Annotated in this window: 25 protein-coding genes; 17 read left to right on the top strand and 8 right to left on the bottom strand. The window is 39.2% G+C overall.

From position 1 onward, the window contains the following. Window positions 1–43 precede the first annotated feature (43 nt). Together WIW52_RS04085 and moaA are read right to left on the bottom strand one after the other, a co-directional pair. The gene (locus WIW52_RS04085; RefSeq protein ID WP_337708771.1) at window positions 44–1,135 is read right to left on the bottom strand and encodes a M24 family metallopeptidase; all 1,092 of its coding nucleotides are present in this window, start codon (window positions 1,133–1,135) and stop codon (window positions 44–46) included. After that, window positions 1,113–2,063, bottom strand: a complete 951-nt coding sequence (gene moaA / locus WIW52_RS04080; protein ID WP_337708769.1) for a GTP 3',8-cyclase MoaA — start codon at window positions 2,061–2,063, stop codon at window positions 1,113–1,115. The genes WIW52_RS04085 and moaA overlap by 23 nt, the downstream gene beginning before the upstream one ends. A gap of 36 nt (window positions 2,064–2,099) precedes the next feature. Here moaA and WIW52_RS04075 point away from each other — a divergent pair, with 36 nt between their 5' ends. Then, window positions 2,100–2,300, top strand: coding sequence for a hypothetical protein (locus WIW52_RS04075; protein WP_337699346.1), 201 nt, complete (start codon window positions 2,100–2,102; stop codon window positions 2,298–2,300). Here the strand turns inward: WIW52_RS04075 and WIW52_RS04070 are convergent. Genes WIW52_RS04070 through WIW52_RS04050 form a run of 5 tightly spaced genes read right to left on the bottom strand, consistent with a single transcriptional unit; the run spans window position 2,272 to window position 4,683 of the window. Next, window positions 2,272–2,940, bottom strand: a complete 669-nt coding sequence (locus WIW52_RS04070; protein WP_337708768.1) for a hypothetical protein — start codon at window positions 2,938–2,940, stop codon at window positions 2,272–2,274. The genes WIW52_RS04075 and WIW52_RS04070 overlap by 29 nt on opposite strands. 6 nt (window positions 2,941–2,946) lie before the next feature. After that, entirely contained in the window at window positions 2,947–3,093 is a 147-nt protein-coding gene (locus tag WIW52_RS04065; protein ID WP_337699341.1) for a hypothetical protein, read from the bottom strand. Window positions 3,094–3,130: 37 nt separating this feature from the next. Next, window positions 3,131–4,021 (bottom strand): cysteine synthase family protein, encoded by an 891-nt coding sequence (locus tag WIW52_RS04060; RefSeq protein WP_337708766.1) that lies wholly within the window; start codon window positions 4,019–4,021, stop codon window positions 3,131–3,133. 39 nt (window positions 4,022–4,060) lie between these two features. Continuing rightward, window positions 4,061–4,291 (bottom strand): sulfurtransferase TusA family protein, encoded by a 231-nt coding sequence (locus WIW52_RS04055; protein WP_156005391.1) that lies wholly within the window; start codon window positions 4,289–4,291, stop codon window positions 4,061–4,063. After that, the gene (locus WIW52_RS04050) at window positions 4,288–4,683 is read right to left on the bottom strand and encodes a DsrE/DsrF/DrsH-like family protein (RefSeq protein WP_337708765.1); all 396 of its coding nucleotides are present in this window, start codon (window positions 4,681–4,683) and stop codon (window positions 4,288–4,290) included. The genes WIW52_RS04055 and WIW52_RS04050 overlap by 4 nt, the downstream gene beginning before the upstream one ends. 56 nt (window positions 4,684–4,739) lie before the next feature. Here WIW52_RS04050 and WIW52_RS04045 point away from each other — a divergent pair, with 56 nt between their 5' ends. Together WIW52_RS04045 and WIW52_RS04040 are read left to right on the top strand one after the other, a co-directional pair. Next, window positions 4,740–5,735, top strand: a complete 996-nt coding sequence (locus WIW52_RS04045; protein ID WP_337708764.1) for a DUF711 family protein — start codon at window positions 4,740–4,742, stop codon at window positions 5,733–5,735. Between the two features lie 62 nt (window positions 5,736–5,797). Beyond that, the gene (locus WIW52_RS04040) at window positions 5,798–6,847 is read left to right on the top strand and encodes a phosphate uptake regulator PhoU (protein WP_337708763.1); all 1,050 of its coding nucleotides are present in this window, start codon (window positions 5,798–5,800) and stop codon (window positions 6,845–6,847) included. Here WIW52_RS04040 and WIW52_RS04035 read toward each other — a convergent pair. Beyond that, entirely contained in the window at window positions 6,844–8,013 is a 1,170-nt protein-coding gene (locus WIW52_RS04035; protein WP_337708762.1) for a nicotinate phosphoribosyltransferase, read from the bottom strand. The two genes, WIW52_RS04040 and WIW52_RS04035, sit on opposite strands and share 4 nt — an antisense overlap. A gap of 62 nt (window positions 8,014–8,075) precedes the next feature. Between WIW52_RS04035 and WIW52_RS04030 the strand changes: the two genes are divergently transcribed. The 14 genes from WIW52_RS04030 to rpl12p all read left to right on the top strand — a co-directional run bounded on the left by WIW52_RS04030 (window position 8,076) and on the right by rpl12p (window position 15,286). Then, a complete protein-coding gene (locus tag WIW52_RS04030; protein WP_337708761.1) occupies window positions 8,076–8,537 on the top strand; it encodes a 30S ribosomal protein S19e in 462 nt (153 codons plus the stop codon). A gap of 13 nt (window positions 8,538–8,550) precedes the next feature. After that, entirely contained in the window at window positions 8,551–8,898 is a 348-nt protein-coding gene (locus WIW52_RS04025; protein WP_337708759.1) for a DNA-binding protein, read from the top strand. Next, complete coding sequence (locus WIW52_RS04020) at window positions 8,895–9,050, top strand: 50S ribosomal protein L39e (protein ID WP_337699325.1); 156 nt, start codon at window positions 8,895–8,897, stop codon at window positions 9,048–9,050. Before WIW52_RS04025 ends, WIW52_RS04020 begins: the two co-directional genes overlap by 4 nt. 196 nt (window positions 9,051–9,246) lie before the next feature. Then, window positions 9,247–9,489, top strand: a complete 243-nt coding sequence (locus WIW52_RS04015) for a 50S ribosomal protein L31e (protein ID WP_337708923.1) — start codon at window positions 9,247–9,249, stop codon at window positions 9,487–9,489. Beyond that, complete coding sequence (locus WIW52_RS04010) at window positions 9,486–10,157, top strand: translation initiation factor IF-6 (protein WP_337708758.1); 672 nt, start codon at window positions 9,486–9,488, stop codon at window positions 10,155–10,157. Before WIW52_RS04015 ends, WIW52_RS04010 begins: the two co-directional genes overlap by 4 nt. Continuing rightward, on the top strand, window positions 10,157–10,417 hold the full coding sequence (gene rpl18a, locus WIW52_RS04005) for a 50S ribosomal protein L18Ae (protein WP_337699321.1): 261 nt from the start codon (window positions 10,157–10,159) through the stop codon (window positions 10,415–10,417). The genes WIW52_RS04010 and rpl18a overlap by 1 nt, the downstream gene beginning before the upstream one ends. A gap of 5 nt (window positions 10,418–10,422) precedes the next feature. Next, entirely contained in the window at window positions 10,423–10,869 is a 447-nt protein-coding gene (gene pfdA / locus WIW52_RS04000; RefSeq protein ID WP_337708757.1) for a prefoldin subunit alpha, read from the top strand. A 216-nt stretch (window positions 10,870–11,085) separates the two neighbouring features. Then, window positions 11,086–12,048: a signal recognition particle-docking protein FtsY gene (gene ftsY, locus WIW52_RS03995; protein ID WP_337708921.1), complete on the top strand. Its 963-nt coding sequence runs from the start codon at window positions 11,086–11,088 to the stop codon at window positions 12,046–12,048. Window positions 12,049–12,083: 35 nt separating this feature from the next. Next, entirely contained in the window at window positions 12,084–12,263 is a 180-nt protein-coding gene (locus WIW52_RS03990) for a SecE/sec61-gamma family protein translocase subunit (protein ID WP_337708756.1), read from the top strand. Between the two features lie 9 nt (window positions 12,264–12,272). After that, window positions 12,273–12,731 (top strand): transcription elongation factor Spt5, encoded by a 459-nt coding sequence (locus WIW52_RS03985; protein ID WP_337699315.1) that lies wholly within the window; start codon window positions 12,273–12,275, stop codon window positions 12,729–12,731. A gap of 12 nt (window positions 12,732–12,743) precedes the next feature. Beyond that, window positions 12,744–13,256, top strand: a complete 513-nt coding sequence (locus WIW52_RS03980) for a 50S ribosomal protein L11 (protein WP_337699314.1) — start codon at window positions 12,744–12,746, stop codon at window positions 13,254–13,256. 4 nt (window positions 13,257–13,260) lie between these two features. Then, window positions 13,261–13,917 carry a 50S ribosomal protein L1 gene (locus tag WIW52_RS03975; RefSeq protein WP_443295516.1) on the top strand — a complete coding sequence of 219 codons (657 nt, stop codon included), beginning with the start codon at window positions 13,261–13,263 and terminating at the stop codon, window positions 13,915–13,917. Further along, complete coding sequence (locus WIW52_RS03970) at window positions 13,914–14,924, top strand: 50S ribosomal protein L10 (protein ID WP_337708755.1); 1,011 nt, start codon at window positions 13,914–13,916, stop codon at window positions 14,922–14,924. Before WIW52_RS03975 ends, WIW52_RS03970 begins: the two co-directional genes overlap by 4 nt. Before the next feature lie 47 nt (window positions 14,925–14,971). Beyond that, window positions 14,972–15,286: a 50S ribosomal protein P1 gene (gene rpl12p / locus WIW52_RS03965; RefSeq protein WP_156005426.1), complete on the top strand. Its 315-nt coding sequence runs from the start codon at window positions 14,972–14,974 to the stop codon at window positions 15,284–15,286. Window positions 15,287–15,317 lie beyond the last annotated feature (31 nt).

Genomic DNA, 15,317 nt, shown 5'->3' with positions numbered 1-15,317 from the left:
AAAGTTTGGTTCAAAAAATTTGTTACACCATAAAAAGTTCGATTTACAAATACTTATAAACAGTTTCTAAGACTATTGCTTTCTTTTTAGTAACTATTACAGTGTCTTCAATTCTCACTCCGAACTTTCCCTTCAAGTAAATACCCGGCTCTACTGTGATCACCATATTCTCCTTCAAAACGTCGTTAGAAGTAGGGGAGACAGCAGGGAATTCATGAACTTCTATCCCGACTCCGTGTCCCGTAAAATGAATGAAATACTTTCCGAATCCCGCTTTCTCAATTACCCTTCTCGCCGCTAGATCTACTTCAGAAGCCTTTACCCCCTCCCTAATTGTGTCTATAGCTTCCAATTGTGCTTGTAGCACAATTTCGTAGATCTTCTTAACCTCCTCAGAATTCCCTTTAATGAACGTTCTGGTGCTATCAAAGCAATAGTTGCGGTACCTAGCCCCTATATCAACTACCGCGTTATCGTTTTCCCTTATTGTTTTATCACTTGGTACGTGATGAGGGAATGCTGAATTTTCACCGAAAGCCACTATTGAAGGAAACGCATAATCTTCTGCTCCTTCATTCCTCATTGTCATATCTATTAGTCCTGCAACTTCTCTCTCTGTAACACCTGTGTTCTGGATTTTTTCGCTACCTATTCTCATTGCTGATGTAGTTATATTCCCTGCCTTCTTTATGAGTTCTAACTCCTCGTCCTCCTTTATCGCTCTCTTCATAGCTAGTTTTTTCGATATATCTATATAATCCCCAACCTTTTCCTTGAAAGAGAGGTAAAAAGAACTGGAAGAATTTTGCATATCTATTCCTACTTTCTTAGGTGGATTTATTTTAGCGGCAATAGCGTCAATTAGTCCTCCTTTAAAAACCCTCTCTCCTATCAACGAGTAACTGTAAGGTAGTACCTCTATCTTATCACCTACTTTAGCCTCAGCTCTGTTCTTTTCGAGGACTGGTACTATCAAAGTGGGAACCCCGTCACAATATACTAACACTACGGCATTTCCTATATCGGTCGTGATGTAATCGTAACCGGTAAGGTAGAAGATTGTGGCACCACTTAATACAACACTACACTGTACTCCTTCTTCTTCCATAATCTTATCCAACTTGTTTAATCTCATACTTGTTCACTCCGAATAGGAAATTAGGCTCTCTTATTGATATAGCTAACCTATAAGCATCTCTCAGCGCGGATATTTTCTCCTCCTCTGTATAATTACCTCTCAATATATCTATTATGTCTACACTTCTGTCCTCCTTATACAAACAAGTCTTTAGCTTACCGTCTACTGTTAATCTAATTCTGTTACATCCTGCACAGAAGAAGGGATTAGCATAAGGTTTGACCACTTCCACTTTAATCTTGCCGTATTGATATCTCGGTCTGTTATGTTTATTCCTAGTACCTAGGAATTTTCCTTTTTCCTTAAGAGTTTTCTCGATCTCGTCAAGGGATACATGGTAATTAAAGGACTCTTTACCCAGCCCTACTGGGTGTAGCTCAATCAAGTGTATCTCGTTTACTCCCAGATTCTCAGCGAGTTCAATAACTTTGAAAACCTCACTAATGTTTTTCCTCGTAACGACAAAGTTCAACTTTATTGGCTTTAAACCTACTTTGTTACATTCTTCTATACCCTTCACAACTTTCTCGAAGCCATTAACTCCAGTTATTTCCTTGAAAAGTTGCGAGGAAGTCGAGTGCAAACTTATATTAACTCTATCCAGTCCAGCCTCTTTGAGTTCTCTGGCGATCTTTTCTAAGAGAAATCCGTTAGTAGTCATTGAAACTTCTTCTATTCCTACATCCTTTAATTTCCGTATGATCTCTACAATGTCCCTCCTGAGAGTAGGTTCTCCTCCGGTGAGTTTCACGGCTTTTATACCGAATTCTTTCCCGACTTTGGCAACTAAGGATATCTCCTCAGCTGTTAACTCACCACCGTCATTTCCCTCACCTTCCATATGGCAGAAAAAGCATGAGAAATTACATACATGTGTAAGTGTAACCCTTAAGTCCTCAATCGGCCTCCCGTATCTGTCCTTCATTACTTTTTTATTCTAATTCTGTCCTAATAAGTCAGGATGAAAGAGCTTCTTTGTCCAAAATGCAATATCAGGATGGATTTTATAGGTGAAGCTGAAAGTACTAGCGACGGCAAAAAAGTAGTAAGATATTTTTACAGATGTCCTGCATGTGGAACACGAATAAACGACGAAGAAATAGTGATCTCTAAGAATGAGAGAAACGGAGTGACTATAAGTATTTCTCAACAACTTTTCTGAACGTAGAGAAGTGAAGGAAAGGCATCAAACTTATAAGTCCGATAGCTTTTATTCCTAGAAGTTCTTCAGCTTGTTCCTTAGGCAGTTCGTAATTAGAGAATAAAGTCTCAATCGCTTTTCCGAAAGTAAGAGGATCCTTTATAAAAGTATAAGCTGTGGAAAAAGAAAGGACAAGCAAGTCCCAACTTCTGAGAGAAATATCCGTGGAAATAATCGCTTGCTCAGCGTCGATAACCGCAATTTTTCCTTGAACTGTAATAAAATTTTCCAACTTTGTATCACCCATAACAAAACCCTCATTGTGTATGTGGCGTAAAGCCTTTCCAAGTTTTTCGAAATGATCTAAATTCCTAATTTCTTCTCCTTCTAAGAACTCTCTGTAAACGCATGTCTGTTCCATATCGAAGTCTATTACTTTAGGTGTTATTATCTCCCTCCATCTATATGTAAAGAAATTTAACTCTCTGTTCATTCTCTCTTCTGGGTTTGAGCTATAAGGATAGTTCCTGAATGATGGTGAGATAAAATACCACTTGAAACTCGTGGATGAATTGTAACACTTCATTACTAGTTTCTGATTTTCTACCGTAACTATCTTCGTCTGCACATAAATGTCTTTGAAGAAATCTTCCAGTCGCATTATATCTTAAACTATAGCTTTTATTCTTATTAATTCGCCGTCGTCATATACCTCTTCTTGTTTCAGCTTAGAAATTTCTCTTATATCTATATTTCTGGGAGAAAAATCCAATATATCTCCATTTTTGTTTAAAATTATTATGATCTCTGTCACGGGATTAAACTTTAGGGGTATTTCCTTAAAAAACTAATTACACATATTGTGAGAGCTCATTAATGTATTTAAACGCATCATCAGGAAATATAAGAACAGTAGCCTCGGTATCGTCTATTAACCCTAATTTCTTAAAAACCGCAACTGTAGCTCCAGCACTTAAACCTATCAGAATACCGCTCTTTCTAGCTACCTCCTTAACTCCCTCTACAGCCTCTTTTAAAGTGACATCAACTAGCTTGTCTATTTTAGTCATTTTCAGGAATTTATTATCAGGTGTAACTCTCTTTATACCCGGAATTCTTTCCCCTTCTGCTGGGTTAACTCCTATTATCTCTATTTCATCTCCTTTCTTTTCCTTAAAATACTTGGCTATACCGACTAAATGTCCTGCTGTTCCAGCCGTGGCTATAATTCTCCTCAAGTTAATCCCGGCATTGGTACACTGTGCTTCAATTTCTTTAGCGGTAGTCTCGTAGTGAGCCATCACATTAACTTCATTATTGAACTGGTCTAGATGTGTATACCCTCCGAAGGAGCTAAGTCTTTTCACTAAAGGCAGCAAATCGTTGGTTGAAGAACCTGCTGAGATTACTTCTGACCCCAGCAACTTCATCAATACTGGAAAGGCTGAAGGTACAGTAGAAGGGACGAATACAGTAAACTTCACGTTGTAAATAGCTGATAACGCTGATAACGCTATACCGGTATTGCCAGATGTAGCTTCAACAAGGTGCTCTGTTTTCCTTTTTAGTGCTTCTTTGAAAAGAAAGAGTGCAGTCCTATCCTTTATGCTGTGACTTAACGGGTTATAAAATTCGAGTTTGGCCCAGACGTTATTTCCTATATTTAACTTAAGAAGGGGAGTAGGCCACATCCCTTCCATTAGTTCTATTGCGTTTGTGAATACGTGGAACTCCTTTGACACAATATTGACCGCCAATTATGTTTAATTTTACTATCAAATTTAAGCATTATTATCTCTCTTTACAACTTTCATCCTTATTACGAATTTGCTACCCTCCTTACTCCATCCCAAATACTGATTGTTAGTCTCTCTACACCACTTCTCTAATTCCGTCACAGCAGCTTCCCACTTAGTTTTGACTATTATTTCCTCACCGTCTTTAGCCTCTCTGAAAGCCCTTAAGACGTTTACAAGAACTACTGGGCAAACGTCCTCACTATCGATTATCATAGGGACAACACCACCTCGGATTCTCTTGCTTGGGTTAAAAACGTAATACTTCCTGAAAGTTTTACACCATCTTTAAGGTCTTCCTTACTAGCCCCTATAACCTTAAGACCTGCTTCGTCTACGTAAAACTCCACACCCTCTTTTATAGCATCATCAAGCATTTTCTCAGCATCGGTTATCTTAAGCCTTCGCATCTGAAACTTTACGTAGAGCCTAGCAAAAAAGGGCATATCTAACTTAGGTTTGGAGGACTTTAAAAAGAGAGCTACTGCTTGAGAAACCACAAAGACCTTAACTTCCCAGTTTAAAGCCCTAGCTGATAGTGCTAGAGTCAAAGCATGATATAGCGCGTCTAAATTGTTGTTAGACAGTAAAATTGTAAGCTTAGGCATTCTATTTGATCATTTTCCCAGTAAACTAAAATATTTGTCAGGCATAGATGGACACTATGAAGATAAGAGCCCTCACTATTTTCTTCGTTTCAGAAGATATGGACAAGTTAGTTAAATATGTAGATCAGCTTCAAAACATAAAAGACGAAGTAGTATGGACGAAAAGAATAGCGTTCCCCCCTGAGCTAAAGGACTTAGAGCGTAAAGTAAATCAAATACCTTCGGGAAAAGGTATAATTTATTCAATCATACACAGAAGAGCTAAGGATGAACTGAGAAGTATCGCGGACTTTTTATCTACCGATAAATCGTTCTATGCTTCCGTGTTACTTAATGACAGTAAATATATTGACGACGTTGCACAATTATTATATTCCTTAGACCCCGAAATTGCAACAAGAGTAGCGATACTCGTAAACGAGGAATTCCTAACCACGCCTTACTTTCCAGTTGGTAGCGCTAACACGATAAACGACTCTTTATCTACCTCGCTAATTTATGCTAGAGAATTCGAGGAGAACAGAGCGGAGAGAGTTCTAGCATTTGCTGACGAATACAGTAAAAAAATAAGCAAGGAAATAGGAATAAGGTATCTAGGTATAGATGCTTCTCTGTCCCCATGGATGGAAGAGAGCACCGGAAGACTAATAGAAAATCTTTCCGGGGAGAAGATGTTCTCTTTTGGACAGCTGTCCACGGTTGCGAATATAAATAGGAGGATATTCGAGTTAGTCTGGAGGCTAAAAATAGCTCCGATAGGTTTTTCTGAACTTATGTTACCCGTAGCTGAAGATAACGTTTTGATGGAAAGAGTTAGAGAAGGTTCTTTAACCCTATCTCAGTTAATGACTTTGACTTCTGTTTGTGTTGCTGGATTAGATATGATAGCGGTGAAAAGAGACATAGAATTATACAAAAAGATCTTAAGAGATTCAATGGCAATCCAGTTTACTAAAAGAAGACCTTACGGAATTAGAATTATTCCGTCTACTGGTGAAGGAGAAATTTACCTTAAAGAGTATGGCAAAATACCCGAGATTAAAATAATCTGATACACATTTAAACTACTTTTATAAACTTTACAAATATATATAACATAGACTAGTGAGTAAAAATGGAGGTTCGTAGAGTTCAGAAATTCGGTAAATCGACACTTATGGTATCATTACCTGCTGAATGGGTAAAAGAGGTAGGATTATCACCAGGGGAGAGTGTATACTTGGAGGTAGATGAAGACGGAAGCCTAAAAGTATATCCACCAAATATGAAACTACAAAACGCTACTAAAGAGGTGAAAGTGCTTCTTTCAAACAATATAATGCCCGAAATAGTCACGAGGATAATTTACGGTTTGTACATTCTTGGCTTTGACAAGATCGAGATAGAGAGCAAAGACAAGCTGTTTAATGAAGACATACTGAGAAAGGTGAAAGAAGCAGTAAGAAGTCTAATAGGATATGAAATTACGGTTCAGAACGTGGATTATATTCAAATACAGTCCTTCTTGGATCCCACGAAATACACCATGACAAGCTTACTTAACAGGCTAATTAACAACCTGAAGCAAATGCTCCATTACTTAAGCCTGGGTATAAAGGAGGGTAGTAGGACATTCCTGCAAGAAACAATAGAGTTAGAAAAGGAGGTTGATAGACTTTATTATCTAGCTCTAAGGCAATTAATCCTTTCACAATCTAATCGTAGCTTGGCTTACATGATAGGTGTTAAAAGGATACAGCTTATAGGAAATAGAATATTAATAAAGGCGATTGAGGAGTCCGCTGATGAAATAAGCGAAGCTGCTACTGACTTGTTGACTCTCACACCTCAGGAACTTGAAGAAGTCAAAAATTACTGGAACAACATGTTCGACTTAATAGAGCAGTCTACAGCAATAATAGACCATACCATAAAAGTCCTTGCCAAAGAAGACGCTAAATTGATAAACGAGACTATGGAAGAACTCAGAACCCTCAGGAGGGTTTTAATAAGCGAAGCTACAAACATAGAGAATTCAACTTCTAATATAAAGAACTACAGGATACTGATAGCTATAAGGACAGTCAATCTGAGATTATATAACGCTATCAGAAGAATGGAACCCATAGTTGAAATAGCATTTAATAGAAGCTTAGAAAATACTAAGGAAATAGTTATAGATTAATTAGGAAGCTTTTTTAGCTGTTCCAGAACGTATTCTCTTATTTCTTTTGCAGACGGTAGATCAGTAATTATCTTACCCCTTTCCATTACCTTTTTCAACAGTGGTTTACACTCTGGTCTTGGAGGTTGTACGTCGAGTAATGTAATTACATCTGTATCTGGAGTGTCTCCGCATCTGTACACTTGTTTTGCTCCAGGCCATTTTCCTCTTTTAGTGAAGGGTATCCACTTGCCGTTTTCGAACTTTTCTACAATATCGGCGCTAAAATCAACACCTTCAGATGGATTAGCTATACTTGTTCCGACACCGAAGCCATCAACTATATCCCTTAATTGTATAATATCATCTTCATCTATTCCACCGCTAACGTATATCTTAACGTTAGTAAAACCGTGAATGTTAAGAGTCCACCTAACCTCTTGAACTATCTTCCTAAAATTCCCCCTTCTACTTGAAGGTGTATCTAACCTGATTCCATACAACTTATCCTTAAGTAACTGAGCTGCCTTCAGTGCTTCGGTTCTCTCGTCTTCAAAAGTGTCGGCAAGTATTATTCTCGGTACATCAGGTGGCATTGCTTCGTCGAAGGCTTTCCACGCCTTTACGTTATCACCTACAGACAGCATTAACGCATGAGGCATAGTTCCCGACGGTTTTACGCCTATAGTTTTTTCATTAAAGGCTCCCGATACGCCATCACAACCTCCTATATAAGCAGCCCTATCCACCATCGGCGCTATAGCCGGATGAACCGCCCTTAATCCGAAGAATAAAACTGTCTTGTCTAATGCCAGTCTCTTTATCCTAGCTGCCTTTGTAGATATGCTTGAGTAATGTCTTAAAATCCCGAGAAAAGCTGTTTCATAGACACCGAAATCTAAGTAGTTACCTTCTATTATCATAACTGGTTCAATTTCCTTAAAGAGTGTACCTTCAGGCATCGCGTAGACAGTTACATCTTTTCCTTCAAGGAGGTTTAACACTTCTTCTAGCCCGGTAAAAACTGCCCATTGGTAATCCTTAGGGAGGCCATAGGAGTGTATTTCCATTCTAACTTTGACTTCCTTAAATCCTAAATGCTCTAAAGTCCTTACGGCTCTATCGAAATAAACGTCAGTTATTTCGCCCTTTAGTATCGAAGCCTCATCGGCTATGTAAAATCTCATTATCCATCGAAATTAGAAAGTCAGATTAACTTTTAAACCTTAAATGAGTGATTAGTAGGCGTATGATAACTGTAAATATGGTTCCAGCCGACGAGCTGATCAAAAGGCTCAGTGAGTACTTAAAAGAGAACGTTAAGGAGTTACAACCTCCAGATTGGGCTCTATATGCAAAAACAGCTAGCTTCAAAGAAAGGGTTCCGGATAACCCAGAAAACTGGTGGTATATAAGGGCTGCTTCATTGCTCAGGAGAGTTTATATGCAACAGCCTTTAGGAGTAGGTGAGACGAGAAGGATTTATGGAGGATTAAAGAGGAGAGGGACTAGGCCACCTATATCAGTAAGAGGTCCTGGTCACGCTAACCGCCTCATATTCCGTCAGCTTGAGAAAGCCGGGTTAATTGCTAAGACGAAACAAGGTAGAGTTCTCTCTCCTAAAGGAAGGTCACTTTTGGACAAATTATCATACGAAATATTTAAAGAGCTGGCTGAGAAAAGAACTGATTTGAAAAAGTATTTAGAGTAATTAGGTGATTATCATGAGTGACGAATACGATGAAGAACTACAAGAGTTATTAAGAAGGAAGGCAGTAGAGCAACAAAGAAAAGTTTTAGAAGAACAGCAAAGAAAAGCCGAACTTGAAGCCAAGAAAGAAGCAATTTTACGAGTTATATTAACACCAGAAGCTAGGCAAAGATTAGCAAACGTAAAGCTCGTAAAGCCAGAAATAGCTGAAGCAATTGAGAATCAATTAATAGCCTTAGCACAAGCAGGGAGGATTCAGGCTCCTATAACTGACGAGGAGTTAAAGGAAATTTTAGCACAACTCACCTCTCAAACTAAAAAAGATTTCAAAATAACAATTAAGGAAAGGGGATGGAAATGAGTAAGCACAAGCCTTTAGGTAAAAAACTGAGGCTCGCAAAAGCGATTAAAAGTAACTCAGCCATTCCGGCTTGGGTAGTTTTAAAAACTAATGCTAAAATCAGATTTAACCCTCTTAAAAGAAATTGGAGAAGGAATAGCCTGAAGGTGTAACGAGATGACTGAACAAAACAATCAGGAAGTACAAGAAGTTCAAAACCAACAAACCACTACTCAACAGCAGGTAGAACAACAACCCCAAAAACAGACCGAGGTTAAGCAAGAGGTACAACAAGAGAAGAAAAGTGAGAAGAAGGAGCAAAAAACTGCCGAGAAAAAGAGGGCTAAGAAAGAAAAGGACAATTTCGAGATGGTAGTGAACTTCAGAAGAGCATTCATGGGTAGAAGAAACGTGAGGGCTAGAAGGACACTCAACATGATCAGGAGCATTGTCAAAAGACATTTTGATGCGGAGAGGGTCATAATCGATCCAACACTGGCTAGAGCAGTATCTACTAACGGTAGGGATAAGATTGTGAGAAAAGTAAGGATAAATGTTAGAAAGGTAGGGGAAAAGATATATTTAGTTACTCTCGCACTTAAGAGTGAATGAATTTAGACAAGCTTTCAATATTCGGGACAGATAATATAGGAATATACGTTTTTACTAATGATAAGTATACTATTTTACCCAAGGTAGATGACAGACTAGTTCTAGATAAGATTCAGGAAGTTTTAAAGACTGAGGTAATCCAGACTACAGTAGCTAAGAGCGTACTTGTAGGCATCTTGGTCTCCGGTAACAACGACGTGATCATTCTGCCCAAGACCATTACAGACGATGAGTACCAAAGCATAAAACAACAAGCCAAAGATGTGAGAGTTGAGATCTTAGATATCAAGCCTACAGCATTAGGTAACATAATACTCATGAACTCACATGCTGCTTTATTGTACAAAGAACTGACAGACGTAGAGGTAGAGAAGATTAGAAAAGTTGTTCAAGTTGAAGCCGTGAAGAGGGGTAGTATAGCTAATATAATCACTGTGGGTTCAGTAGGAGTCGTAACTGACAAAGCTGGGTTAGTCCACGTAGACGTTACAGAAGAGGAATTAACTGAACTGTCCGAATTCTTCAAGGTAAAGCTGGATACGGGAACTGTTAATTTTGGAAGCGTCTTTATAAGAAGTGGACTAATTGCAAACAAGAACGGAGTCCTTGTTGGCTCGTCCACTACCGGACCAGAGATTTTAAGAATCCAAAGAGCATTTAATGATTGATGTCCGAGATCAAAATTTTCATGGTCAGAGGAACGGCATTATTTAACGAGTCTAGATTTCCCACAAGGCAAAAATTCGTTAAGTACATAAGGGCATTAAACGAAAAACAAGCACTAGAAAAAATATACAGTGATTTCGGAAGTAAAAACAAGATTAAGAGGTATAACATTAGAATCGAGGAAATAAGGGAGGTCAAACCTGAAGAGATAAACGATAAAACAACAAGAGATTTAGTAAAGTTAGAAAAGATAATATTGTGAGTGGCATGAGTGAGAGAGAACAAAGTGGACAAATAGCCATAGACGTAGGGGCTCTTTACCAGCAAGCAGTGGAACTTAAAGAGTATATAGATACTCTCCAGAAAACCTTAACTGAGGTCTTAGACTCGATTGAGTCAGTTAAATCCTCAAAAAGTGCAATAGATGAGATAAATAAAGGTAATCAGGAGTATATAATGATCGGAGATAGGAAAGGTAATGTCATGTTTAAGGTGAGTAATATAAACAACGTGAAAGTAATAGTCCACTTAGGACTGCAGTACTTTATAGAAGTAGATCCGCAGACTGCAAAGAAAATACTAGACGATAAAGAAAAAGAACTAAACGATTATTCTAAAGCTTTACAAGCCGAACTGGCTAAATCAATAGAGGCTTATAACCAGCTTGCACAAGTTCTATCCGCTATCCAAGCCCAAGCTCAAACAGGTGGATAATTTTGTTTCGATAAATTAAAGAAAGCACTTTCTAATTTTTTAGGTAAAGTAACGGGAAAAGAGGAAGAGGAGAAAAAACCCGAGCAGGAGCAAAAAGTTGGAATCCAACAGAATGTCCAAATCCCTCAAGAAACAGCTCAACAGAAATCAAAAGAAGATCAAAAACCTCCACAAGAAGCAAAGCCTCAACCTCTTCCTCCCCAACCCACTGACCAAATCCCTCAACCTAATACTCAGTCTCCTCCGCAATCCGTAACGGAAAAACTTAAAGACGAAAAGAAGGCTGAGGAGAAGTCTAAATCACGTTTCTCTTTCTTCGATTTCCTCAAATATAAGACTATAAAGGAGGATGACATAACTGAATTAATTGAAGAATTCAGATACCAACTTCTCGAGGCTGACGTCTCCTACGAAGTGTCGGAAAAGATACTAGAAGACCTGAAAAACTCCCTAGTAGGAAAGAAGGTTAGTAGAAGCGAGGAGATAGAGAAAATAATAACAGATTCTCTAAAAAAATCTATAGAAGAGATCCTTACAAAAAACAGAGGCTTCGACTTGGTAAAAGAAATAAAAAGCAAAGGTAAGAAGCCTTACGTGATTGTCTTCTTCGGCGTAAATGGTGTTGGAAAAACCACGACAATAGCTAAAGTAGCGTACATGCTGAAGAAAAAAGGTATTAGTTCCATTATAGCTGCGTCTGACACCTTCAGGGCAGCTGCTCAAGAACAACTGGCTTATCACGCACAAAAGCTCGAAATACCCCTAGTTAGGGGGAAATACGGTGGGGATCCTGCTGCAGTCGCATTTGACGCCATAAATTCTGCAAAAAGCAGAAACATAGACGTGGTGCTAGTTGACACTGCGGGAAGGATGCACGTTGACGCTGACCTAGTTGAAGAGCTCAAGAGGGTTGTAAGAATAACAAAGCCGGACTTAAGGATATTAGTCCTTGATTCACTTGCTGGTAACGACGCTCTTGAACAAGCTAGATATTTCGAGAATAATATCGGCTATGACGCAGTAATACTCACTAAAGTGGACGCTGACGCAAAAGGAGGAATAGTTTTGTCATTAGCTTACGATCTTAAGAAACCCGTGATCTACTTGGGAATAGGACAAGAATATGATAGTTTAGTTCCCTTCGATCCAGACTGGTTTATAAAGAGAATATTTCAGTAGTTAAAGTTAAAATTATGGTCAAAAACTATCTACATATGGCATTGTTAGAGTCCCTTAAAAAACTCAAGGACGATTGGAAACTGATAACCAGCGTAGCTAAAAAACCTGACAAGGATATGTTAAGCTACAGCATTAAGCTTACACTACTTGTAGTCGGAGTTGTCGGGATCCTCGCGTATATAATACAACTTTCCGTTACCCTAATTATAAAATAGGTGAATATATTGGAAGCACCAAGATTCAGGAACTATTACGCAGTAAGAGTTACGGCTGGTCAGGAAATAAACGTAGCCTTGATGATCGAAGAGAGGATCAAAACAAATAACGTTAAGGAGATTTATTCAATTATTGTCCCGCCCAACGTCAAGGGTTATGTCATTGTAGAAGCCTCTGGTCCACATGTAGTAAAACTGGTAGCTACTGGTATAAGACACGTAAAAGGAGTAGCCCATGGATTAGTCCAAAAAGAAGATGTAGTCAAATTCGTCTCTAAGACCGTTGCAATACCTACTGTGAAAGAGGGCGATATAGTAGAGATTGTGAGCGGCCCTTTTAGAGGTATGCAAGCGGAAGTAAAGAGATTAGATAGTGCAAAGAATGAAGTAGTTTTAAATATTTTAGAATCATCATTTCCTCTTCAGGTTACAGTTCCCCTTGACCAAGTCAAACCCGTTAAAAAGTAAGGTGATAAGCTTATGCCCACAAAGTCAATAAAAATCGTAGTTGAAGGAGGAAACGCAAAGCCGGGCCCACCACTGGGTCCTACGCTCTCACAACTAGGACTAAATGTAGGTGAAGTTGTAAAGAAAATAAACGAGGCAACATCTCAATTTAAAGGCATGACAGTACCTGTAGCTATAGAAGTTGACACTTCCACCAAGAAATATGAAATAAAGGTAGGTGTTCCAACCACCACATCCTTACTTCTCAAAACTGTAGGTGCTGAAGCACCTTCTGGTGACCCCGAGCACAAGAAGATAGGGAACTTAAAGATGGAGCAGATAATCGACGTAGCAATAAAGAAGAAGCCGCAGTTAACAGCTAAGACCCTAAAGGCTGCAGTAAAGAGCATTCTAGGGACTGCGAGATCAATAGGAATTACAGTAGAGGGTAAAGATCCAAAGATGGTCGTAAAAGAAGTAGAACAAGGTAAGTATGATGACTTATTAACCAAATATGAGCAAAAATGGAATGAGGTAGAAGGGTGAAATTATGATCGCTGACAGAAATAGTCTATTGGAAGCGTTAAAACAAGCACTAGACCCATCAAACAATCCTAAGAGGAACTTCACTCAGAGCGTTGACGTAATAGTAACTTTTAAAGGAGTAGATATGAAAAAAGGCGAGATAAAACTAAGGGAGATAGTCCCGCTACCTAAGGCGCCGACAAAGGCTAGGAAAGTTCTCGTAGTGCCTTCCTTTGAGCAGTTAGAATCAGTCAAGAAAGCTCAACCGAACGTCATTCTAACCAAAGAAGAGTTACAAAAATTACAAGGGCAGAAGAGACCAGTGAAGAAACTTGCAAGACAGAACGATTGGTTCTTGATATCTCAGGAATCTATGGCATTAGCTGGTAGGATAATTGGACCCGCACTGGGTCCTAGAGGAAAGTTCCCGGTTCCCCTTCCAAACTCTTCTGACGTCTCAGAATACGTTAATAGGTTTAAGAGATCAACACTAGTTAAGACAAAAGACCAGCCCCATGTTCAAGCTTTCATAGGGACTGAAGATATGAAGCCTGAAGATCTAGCCGACAACGCCTTAGCTGTACTTAACGCTATCGAAAATAAGACTAGAGTTGAAGGTATTTTGAGAGCGATATATGTAAAAACCACAATGGGTAAAGTAGTAAAAGTTAATATGAAGTGATTAAGATGGCCGTAGTAACTCAACACAAAATTCCGAAATGGAAAATAGAGGAAGTAGAAGAACTAACCCAAAAGCTTAAGGAGTACCCTACAATAATAATCGCGGATATACAAGGATTCCCAGCTGACAAGTTGCACGATATTAGAAAGAAATTGAGAGGGAAAGCTGAGATAAAAGTAACTAAGAATAGTTTGTTCGAATTAGCCCTTAAGAAAGCTGGTATTGACGCATCTAACTTCAAACCTTATCTCACTGGGTCAAACGCTTATATTTTCACCAGAGCAAACCCGTTCGAACTCCACTTATTCCTCTCCAAGTTTAAACTTAAGAGGTATGCAATGCCTGGAGACAAGGCAGATGAAGAAGTAGTAATACCAGCCGGAGACACTGGAATGCCTGCAGGTCCTATACTGAGCACTTTCGGTAAGCTCAAGGTTAAGACTAAGGTTCAAGACGGTAAAGTACACGTCTTACAAGATACTGTGATAGCTAAACCTGGCGATCCAATTCCTCCCGATGCTATACCTATACTACAAAAGTTAGGGATAATGCCCGTCTATATAAAGCTCAGCATAAAAGCCGCATATGAAGGAGGCATACTGATACCCGGCGAACAACTGGCGATTAACTTAGACGAGTACAAGGATCAAGTAATGAAAGCTCACTTTAACGCCTTCAACTTAGCTGTAGAGATAGCCTATCCAGTGCCAGAAGTTCTGAAGGTCACCGCACAGAAAGCTGCAAGAAATGCTATGTCCTTAGCTGCTGAAATAGGCTACATAACTCCTGAGACTGCACAAGCGGTAATATCAAGAGCTATGGCTAAGGCATATGCACTTGCTGGAGCAATTAGTGGTAAAGTAGACTTAGGTATACAAGTACCAACTGCTGTTCCTGCTCAGGCTGCTGCTCCTGCTGAGAAGAAGGAGGAGAAGAAGGAGGAAGAAGAGAAGAAGGGACCTAGTGAAGAGGAGATTGGTGGCGGTCTAGCCTCACTATTCGGTTAATGAAAATTTTATATATTGCTTTGTCGGTTAAAGAGGATTGATACAGTATGGAATACATCTACGCGAGCCTCTTATTACATTCAGCTAAAAAAGAGATAAATGAAGATAACCTCAAAAACGTACTCTCTGCTGCAGGTATAACCGTAGACGAAGTTAGGTTAAAGGCTGTAGTAGCTGCCCTAAAAGAAGTAAACATCGACGAAGTCCTCAAGAACGCTACTGCAATGCCAGTAGCTGTGGCTGCTGCTCCTGCTCAGGCTGCTGCTCCTGCTGAGAAGAAGGAGGAGAAGAAGGAGGAAGAAGAGAAGAAGGGACCTAGTGAAGAGGAGATTGGTGGCGGTTTAGCCTCACTATTCGGATAAGAAAACTCTTTTTAACACCGCTCCACGCATT

This window comes from Stygiolobus sp. RP850M (genome assembly GCF_037389295.1).
GTDB lineage: Archaea > Thermoproteota > Thermoprotei_A > Sulfolobales > Sulfolobaceae > Stygiolobus.
The sequence above is the reverse complement of the archived record's forward strand: the minus strand, read 5'-3'. Positions and strand labels throughout refer to the sequence as shown.